Here is a 6,613-nt window from a genome sequence, read left to right on the forward strand (position 1 = left end):
CACTGGGGCGAATCAAGGAGAAGCGGCAGGAGAAGATGCGCAGCCTGGTGGCGTAAGAAGATATCCACATCTGGATCCTCCTCTTCCAGCGTCCATCCACAGAACGGATTTTGTGGATAACGGGATTCGTGCGCCCTTTTACGATCCATCCGTGTGGATTTGGCGGGAGGGCTTTTCACCCGTGCGGTTGAAATCGACTTCTCAACAGCTCTGAGCGATACACCTACTGTAAACATGGAACAAAAAAGGGCACATCGCAAAAAGCTTACCCGCGTAAAAGAGTTGACGAATATATAAAATCTGTTTGTTCGCAGATTAAATACAAGGAAATTCATGAAGATATTTCAAGTGAACTGAAGAACCATATGGAGGAAAAAATCGAAGAGTACATAGAACAGGGACTCTCCGAAGAAGCAGCGATTGATAAAACTTTAAACCATATGGGAGATCCGTTAATCATCGGAAAACAGCTACATAAAACTCATAAACCGAGAACTGAATGGGGCCTCTTAACTGCTGTAACAGTTTTTGTGCTCGTCGGGATAGCCGCCATGTATTCTTTGGGAGTAAGTAACTCATTAAACTATTATTCTCCATTTGAACTATTGGTAGATAAGTTGGTCGCAGTTGCGTTTGGAGTTTCGCTGGCTGTTTTTTTCTATTTTTTTGATTATCGAAGATTGGAACCGGTTGGTCGGTATCTATTTCTATTTACAGTGATTGTCATGGCAGGCGTCATCATGTTCGGCAGACCTGTCAATGGTCGACCTGTTCTTCACCTGGGAATGGCTAGGATCGATTTCATGAGCGCCAGTCCTTACTTGCTACTTATTTCTTTGGCAGGAATATTCTCAGGCTGGAATTGGGGGGGCGCAGGGGCAACTGTAAAAGCGCTAGTTTTATTTGCTGCGCCCGTACTGCTCCTTGTTCCTACACAATCGTTTTATGCTGTAACCCTGTATTTGATTGTTTTTCTCGCGTTGGCACTGACCGACAGACCCGGCCGCAGTCAGGCCATCAAACTGCTGATTGGTACTCTTGCCATTGCTGGGGCTGCTATCTTCTTGATGTTTACATTCTTCGCTCCAAATGCGGCTGAACGTTTCATATCGTTTTTGCATCCCTATGAGGATCTGGAAGGAGCAGGATATCAAATTGTTCAATCCTTGGAAGCGATGCGCTCTGCCGGTCTTTGGGGACATGGATTGGGCTCCGGTTTGCAACAAGTACCCGGAATTGATACAAACATGGTTTTCACCTATATGGTGTACAGTCTTGGGTGGATATATGGTGGCATGTTGATCGTTGCGGCTTCATTTTTCGTTGCCAGACTGGTCACAGTAGCGACAAGAGTGCATGATCGTTTTGGTTCGTTGCTAGTAACCGGGAGTGCCGCGATGTTTGCCGTTCAGTTTTTCTGGAATATTTTAATGACATTAGGGTTTACACCGCTAGATGACGCAACTATGCCGTTTGTCAGCCATGGCGGCTCCCAATTGGTATCTCAAATGGTTGTGGCCGGTCTCGCATTGAGCGTGTATCGGCGGAAAGACATAATAAAAACAACTCAAATTATCAATGATAATTAATGTAATAAAACAATTGTTCATCAAACGGGAAAGGAATCAGCATTTTCTATAAATAACTATTAACACAAGGAGATATGGGTGATGAAGGGTAAGTTTTTTATGTCAATTCTTACTTTTCTTAGTGTCTGTGCCTTGGCACTAAGTGGCAGCAGTGGATTGGCGGCAAGTACGACAAAGACTGTTGATGCTCCAACTGCTGCTTTGATGAGATTTTTAAAAGCTGCGGAGAATCAAAATTTTGATCAAATGATTGAAACCAGTATCGACACTCGTTTCGATGCAGGCACCAGAAAGAAAATGTATACAGAGCAATTTTCCAAGAGCAGCGAACAAATCAAAAAGTTTGCGATTGTGTCTCAAACAAGTAAGACCCCATCAATTTACAGGTTTGAAACAACACTTTCGTTTAAAGATGGTCATCAGGCAAATATTCCTTTTGACGTGATCAACCAAGATGGTAATTGGAAAGTGGAACAACAGAGTCACAGAATGGTACGCAGAGCAGCAAGAAAAAATCTATTGACACACACCGCTGTGTATCGTATGATTTTTTCTAGTTTCAAGACAGTTGAAATTGCATAGCAACTTTGACTCTTATCCAGAGCAGGCTGAGGGACTGGCCCGATGACGCCCGGCAACCGGATACACCTTGCGGAATCTGCCGCTGGCGGCGCCGCGTGCGGTGTATCAATGGTGCTAACTCCTGCAGAATCACCGATTCTGAGAGATAAGAGGCGTCGGTCTGAATTTGGTTCGCCTCTTTTCTTCGGAAAAGAGGCGATTGTTTTTGGGGATGCGGGGAAGGAGGCGTTCACATGGGAAAACCGGATTTGCAGGATTATATCGTCGCCACCTATCTGGTGCACGGGCGCGGCGATTTTCATAAAAAGGCGCAAAGCATTGCGGTTGGCTTGACGGTCGGTTCCTGGACCGACCTGCCCGCCGAGAAACAGGAGCAGATGAAAAAACATCTCGGCCATGTGGTGTCCGTCGAAGAATTGGGGACGGACGACCAGGGCAGCGTCAAAGCGCTGCTGAAGATCGCCTATCCGGTTTGCAATTTTACTCCTGATATTCCGGCGTTGTTGACCTGCACGTTCGGCAAGCTGTCGATGGACGGCGCGATCAAGCTGGTGGGGCTCGATCTGCCGCTGTCGTTTACCGGCCATTTTCCCGGTCCGAAGTACGGAATCGAAGGCGTCCGGCAGCGATTGGGGGTGCATGGCCGGCCGCTGTTGATGTCGATTTTCAAGTCGTGTATCGGCTACGACACCGACACGCTGGCGGAGCACTTCTACCAGCAGGCGTTGGGCGGCGTGGATCTGGTGAAAGACGACGAGATTTTCTTTGCGGACACAGAGGCGCCGTTTGAGAAACGGATCGAGGCGTGCTTGCGGGCGGCCGAGCGGGCTGCGGCCGAAACGGGTAAAAAGGTGCTGTATGCCGCCAATTTGACGGGACCGGTTACGGAGATCGCGGACAAAGCGAAGCGTGCGGTGAACGCGGGCGCCAATGCGCTGCTCTTGAATGTGCTGGCATACGGATACGATGTGCTGCACCGGCTAGCGGCCGACCCGGAGATCCGGGTTCCAATCATGGCGCACCCGGCGCTGGCGGGAGCGTTGTATCCGTCCCCTCAGTACGGTATCAGCGCCCCGCTGGTGCTCGGAAAATTGATGCGGTTGGCTGGCGCTGACCTGGTCCTCTATCCGTCACCGTACGGTTCGGTGGCGATGGAGCGGGCGGAAACGCTGGCGATTGCGAATGAGTTGCGGCGGGAGCAGGCGGGGTGGAAGCGTTCCTTCCCGGTGCCGTCCGCCGGTATCCATCCGGGGCTGGTGCCGCGGCTGTACGAAGATCTGGGCAATGACCAGGTGATCAATGCGGGCGGCGGCATCCACGGCCATCCGGACGGTTCGGCTGCCGGCGGCCGGGCGTTTGTGGCGGCGATCGAAGCAGCGGTCAACGGAAAAAGCCTGACGGAAGCGGCTACAAGCAGCCCGGAGTTGGCAAAAGCGCTTGCACTGTGGGGAGGGAAATGACATGAGCGGGAACGCAAACAAACCGATTGTAGTGTTCTGCGATTTTGACGGGACGATCACCGAACGGGATATGATCATCTCCCTGATGGAGGCGTTTGCGCCTGCCGGTTGGGAAGCGATCAAGGACGACATCCTGTCGCAACGGATCTCCGTGCAGGAGGGGGTCGGCAAACTGTTCTCGCTGATCCCCTCCGCGAAGCGGCGCGAACTGGTTCGCTATGTGCTGGAAACGGCGCGGATTCGCGAAGGATTTGCGGAGTTTGTCGCCTACTGCGAGGAAAATGGGATTGCGCTTTTGGTGACGAGCGGTGGGATCGATTTTTTCGTCGAGCCGATTTTGCAGCCGTATCGAAAGCTGGATCGGGTTTACTGCAATCGGGCGGATTTTTCCGGCGAGACGATCCGGATCGTTTGGCCGCACGGGTGTGATGAGCTGTGTGACGGGGGGTGCGGGTTGTGCAAGCCTTCGATCGTCCGCAAGTATCCGGCCGCTCATTTCACGAGAGTGGTGGTGGGGGACAGCGTCACCGATTTGAAAGCGGCCAGGCTCGCCGATTTGGTGATCGCCCGCTCGCTGCTGCTGCAGAAATGTGTGGAAGAGGGGCTCCCGCACGAGTCATTCGCCGATTTTTCCGATGTGCTGGAAAGCATTAAGCGTTTGCAAAAATCACTGAACGCGCACGAGCCGCACCAGGAGGCCAGAGGTGCCGGCGGGCGTTATGAGGGGGTGTCCGTATGAGCCAATACCGATTTTTTCAGGAAGATCGGATTCTGGTTGCCAAAGAGTTGAAGGAGATTGCTGACAGTTTTACGCAAAAGGGGTGGCTGCCGGCGACCGCGGGCAATCTGTCGATCAAACTGAGCGACGACCCGCTTATCTTTGGTGTGACGGCGAGCGGCAAAGACAAGCAAAATCTGCAGTTGGAAGACATTCTGGCGGTGGATCGGGATTGCAGGCCGATTGAACCGACCCGTTTGCGCCCGTCCGCCGAGACGATCATCCATTCGAGGATTTACCAGGAAACGGACGCCGGTTCGGTGCTGCACGTGCACACCGTTTACAACAATCTGCTGTCGGAGCTGTATTTTGCTGAAGGAAAAGTCCGGCTCTCCAACATGGAGCTGATCAAAGGGCTTGACATCTGGGAGGAAGATGCGAGCATCGAGATTCCGGTCATCGAAAATTATGCGGACATTCCGAAGCTGGCAGACGAAATCGGGCGCAGGCTCGACCCGCGGGTGCCGGGCGTTCTGATCCGCAAGCACGGCATTTACGCATGGGGGCGGACTCCGTTTGAAGCGAAGCGGCATGTGGAAGCGCTGGAGTTCATGTTCCATTATCAGTTTCTGTGGCTGTCGGTTGCCAGAAACGGTCTGCTGTCTCAGCAAGTGCCGGTTTCGGCCGCCGGTTGAGCGGACGCAGGCAGGATTGGTGCCACGATGGAGCGGCATAAGCGGCGGCCGACTTGGTGCAACGCAGGACCGGCACCCGTCACAGGATCGTGATCGAGCAAAAGAAATGGGAAGATTCTGAAGGAGGAATGCGGCATGGCGGTGATCAAAATCCGCAACACAGGAGAACGGATTGAAGGAAATGAAAGGGTCGGGGCGTTTCTCGCGGAGCAAGGCGTCCTGTACGAACACTGGAACACGGCAAAGCTGCCGGAAGAACTGCAAGGCAAGTGCAATTTGACGGATGAGGAAAAAGCGCAGATTCTCGACGTGTTTGCGGAAGAAATCAGGAGCCTGGCGGAGCGCGGCGGCTACGTGAAATGGGATGTGGTCGCCCTGTCCGAATCAACGCCCAACCTGGATGAACTGCTGAAAAAATTCGAGCAGGTGCATGTCCATACGGAAGATGAAGTCCGCGCGATCACTGCGGGACACGGGATTTTCATCATTAAGGGAAAAGGGGATACCGGCTACTTTAATGTGGAGCTGGAAGCGGGGGACGTGATCTCTGTTCCGGTGAACACGCCGCACTTTTTTACGTTGATGGACGACCGTCAGGTGGTTGCTGTCCGCCTGTTTATCGATCCGTCCGGTTGGGTGGCCCATCCGTATGAAGATCCGGAGTTTGTGGCTGCCAAGTAAGGCGGGACGGATTGTGCCCGTCTATGAAAGGATGCTGCCCGGGCAGCCGGGCACGCGGTATCACATCCCGGCCCGTTTGGCAGTGGCCGGGATGTTTTGCATAGACCGCAAGCGTCCAAACTCATTCTCCGGTCGTATCAAACAGGCCGAACTTGAACCCGTAGTAGATGATCAGTACGGTCCAGCCCAGCATGTGTACCAGCAGCAAACTGGCCAACAGTTGGATCGGGCTGACGGGAACGCCGGACATGACCAATGCGAACAGGATGTAAGTCGCCGCCAGGGTGACGATCCAGGTGCCGCCGCGGGCTTTCAGCATGGTCGTTTCATACAGTTCGTCCGTAAGCGTCAAATAAACCCCACCTGTAAACGATCCGTCATTCATGAGACAATGGCCGCAAGCAAATCATGGAGGAGGCCAACATCTCATGAATCGTGAGCAACGGATCCGGGAATGGGTTTCCCGCATTGAAGAGTACCGAACCAGCGGACTGACGATGGCCGCATGGTGCGAGGCGCAAGGCATTTCCATCCATCAATTGAAGTACTGGCTGAAACGCATGAAACGGCTATCCGATTCGAACCAGACAAATACTTCCACCACGGCTTGGACGCCGGTGACCGTGACATCATCCCTTGAAAACCGCAAACCGGAACCAGGGGTTGTCATTCGTATCGGCCAGGTATCCATCGAGGTCGCAAACGGTTTCGATCCCCATCTTCTCCGTCAGGTTGTTCAGACCTTGATGCCCCTGTGCTAAGCATTCCGAATTCGATCCGCGTCTATCTTGCCTGCGGCAGCACCGATCTCCGCAAATCGATCGACGGGTTGGCCGCCCTGGTGCAGGAAGGATTCGAGCTGGATCCGTTCTCTCCCGCGCTGTTTGT

The 6,613-nt window shown here is 53.0% G+C and carries 10 protein-coding genes and 1 riboswitch; of the genes, 8 read left to right on the plus strand and 2 right to left on the minus strand.

Annotated elements, in window-relative coordinates; genetic code table 11:
- On the minus strand, window positions 1-236 hold a 236-nt coding region (locus tag C230_RS23100; protein WP_211207979.1), incomplete at its 3' end, for a hypothetical protein.
- A 78-nt stretch (window positions 237-314) separates the two neighbouring features.
- On the opposite strand from C230_RS23100, the gene C230_RS0101175 reads away from it, so the two are divergent.
- The 6 genes from C230_RS0101175 (at window position 315) to C230_RS0101200 (ending at window position 5,725) form a co-directional block, all read left to right on the plus strand.
- Window positions 315-1,589, plus strand: a complete 1,275-nt coding sequence (locus C230_RS0101175; RefSeq protein WP_281168925.1) for an FtsW/RodA/SpoVE family cell cycle protein — start codon at window positions 315-317, stop codon at window positions 1,587-1,589.
- Window positions 1,590-1,670: 81 nt separating this feature from the next.
- A complete protein-coding gene (locus tag C230_RS0101180) occupies window positions 1,671-2,171 on the plus strand; it encodes a hypothetical protein (RefSeq protein WP_018130249.1) in 501 nt (166 codons plus the stop codon).
- 9 nt (window positions 2,172-2,180) lie between these two features.
- Window positions 2,181-2,323: riboswitch (SAM riboswitch) on the plus strand.
- An 81-nt stretch (window positions 2,324-2,404) separates the two neighbouring features.
- Complete coding sequence (locus tag C230_RS0101185; RefSeq protein ID WP_018130250.1) at window positions 2,405-3,631, plus strand: 2,3-diketo-5-methylthiopentyl-1-phosphate enolase; 1,227 nt, start codon at window positions 2,405-2,407, stop codon at window positions 3,629-3,631.
- A gap of 1 nt (window position 3,632) precedes the next feature.
- Window positions 3,633-4,370: a 2-hydroxy-3-keto-5-methylthiopentenyl-1-phosphate phosphatase gene (locus tag C230_RS0101190; RefSeq protein WP_018130251.1), complete on the plus strand. Its 738-nt coding sequence runs from the start codon at window positions 3,633-3,635 to the stop codon at window positions 4,368-4,370.
- Window positions 4,367-5,044: a methylthioribulose 1-phosphate dehydratase gene (locus C230_RS0101195; RefSeq protein WP_018130252.1), complete on the plus strand. Its 678-nt coding sequence runs from the start codon at window positions 4,367-4,369 to the stop codon at window positions 5,042-5,044. The genes C230_RS0101190 and C230_RS0101195 overlap by 4 nt, the downstream gene beginning before the upstream one ends.
- A 135-nt stretch (window positions 5,045-5,179) precedes the next feature.
- On the plus strand, window positions 5,180-5,725 hold the full coding sequence (locus C230_RS0101200; protein WP_018130253.1) for a 1,2-dihydroxy-3-keto-5-methylthiopentene dioxygenase: 546 nt from the start codon (window positions 5,180-5,182) through the stop codon (window positions 5,723-5,725).
- Between the two features lie 121 nt (window positions 5,726-5,846).
- On the opposite strand, the gene C230_RS19035 is transcribed toward C230_RS0101200, so the two are convergent.
- Window positions 5,847-6,077, minus strand: coding sequence for a hypothetical protein (locus tag C230_RS19035; RefSeq protein WP_018130254.1), 231 nt, complete (start codon window positions 6,075-6,077; stop codon window positions 5,847-5,849).
- Window positions 6,078-6,153: 76 nt separating this feature from the next.
- On the opposite strand from C230_RS19035, the gene tnpA reads away from it, so the two are divergent.
- Window positions 6,154-6,486 (plus strand): IS66 family insertion sequence element accessory protein TnpA, encoded by a 333-nt coding sequence (gene tnpA, locus C230_RS0101210; protein WP_018130255.1) that lies wholly within the window; start codon window positions 6,154-6,156, stop codon window positions 6,484-6,486.
- The coding region (gene tnpB / locus C230_RS23780; RefSeq protein ID WP_018130256.1) for an IS66 family insertion sequence element accessory protein TnpB at window positions 6,480-6,613 on the plus strand (134 nt) is incomplete at its 3' end. The genes tnpA and tnpB, both read left to right, overlap by 7 nt.

This window comes from Effusibacillus pohliae DSM 22757 (genome assembly GCF_000376225.1).
In the GTDB taxonomy this organism is placed as follows: Bacteria; Bacillota; Bacilli; order Tumebacillales; family Effusibacillaceae; genus Effusibacillus; species Effusibacillus pohliae.

Coding starts and splice junctions, on each gene's coding strand:
- C230_RS0101180 (WP_018130249.1), top strand. CDS start 1,671: ATGAAGGGTAAGTTTTTTATGTCAATTCTTACTTTTCTTAGTGTCTGT.
- C230_RS0101185 (WP_018130250.1), top strand. CDS start 2,405: ATGGGAAAACCGGATTTGCAGGATTATATCGTCGCCACCTATCTGGTG.
- C230_RS0101190 (WP_018130251.1), top strand. CDS start 3,633: ATGAGCGGGAACGCAAACAAACCGATTGTAGTGTTCTGCGATTTTGAC.
- C230_RS0101195 (WP_018130252.1), top strand. CDS start 4,367: ATGAGCCAATACCGATTTTTTCAGGAAGATCGGATTCTGGTTGCCAAA.
- C230_RS0101200 (WP_018130253.1), top strand. CDS start 5,180: ATGGCGGTGATCAAAATCCGCAACACAGGAGAACGGATTGAAGGAAAT.
- tnpA (WP_018130255.1), top strand. CDS start 6,154: ATGAATCGTGAGCAACGGATCCGGGAATGGGTTTCCCGCATTGAAGAG.